We start from the raw sequence: 624 nt of genomic DNA, 5'->3' as shown, positions 1-624 counted from the left end.
GATGGGCCGGATAGGCGGGCAGTCGGGCGAGGACGTCGGCGAGCCAGGCCTGCGGGTCGACATCGTTCATCTTGGCGCTGACGATCAGGCTGTAGAGAACGGCAGCGCGCTGTCCGCCGCGATCGGAACCGCAGAACAGCCAAGACTTTCTGCCGAGAGCGATGCCGCGCAGGGCTCGCTCGGCTGCATTGTTGGATAGGCAAATCCGCCCATCGTCGAGAAACCGGGTGAAGGATGACCAGCGGCGCAGCATGTAGTTGAAGGCCTTGGTCAGATCGTGTCCGCGCGAGAGCTTGTCGCGCGTCTTGATCATCCAGCGCTCGAGCTCGGTGACCAGCGGCGCGCTCCGCTCTTGGCGCACGGCGTGGCGTTGGGCCGGCGACAGGCCGTTGATCGCGCGCTCGATATCGAACAGGGCATCGATGCGCTTCACGGCTTCGACCGCCAGCGGATAGACGAGGTTGGGCTTCTCGCCGTGCGCCTTCTTGCGCGCCGCCGCTTCGACATCGGCCAGCTCAAATACTTTGCGCCGGCTGTGGGCCCAGCAGCTGGCCTCCAGAACAGGCGCCGGCTGACGACCCGTCGCATAGAGATCGCCATAACCACCAAAGGCATCGGCCTGCA

At 65.2% G+C, this 624-nt stretch carries 1 protein-coding gene; it reads right to left on the bottom strand.

What is annotated here, in order from left to right:
- A partial coding sequence (gene tnpC, locus NKJ15_RS32925) for an IS66 family transposase (protein WP_352819861.1) occupies window positions 1-624 on the bottom strand: 624 nt, incomplete at both ends.

The sequence above is a fragment of the Mesorhizobium sp. M0207 genome (genome assembly GCF_040321995.1).
Lineage (GTDB): Bacteria > Pseudomonadota > Alphaproteobacteria > Rhizobiales > Rhizobiaceae > Mesorhizobium.
Note: the sequence above shows the minus strand (reverse complement) of the source record. Positions and strands in the feature narration are given on the sequence as shown.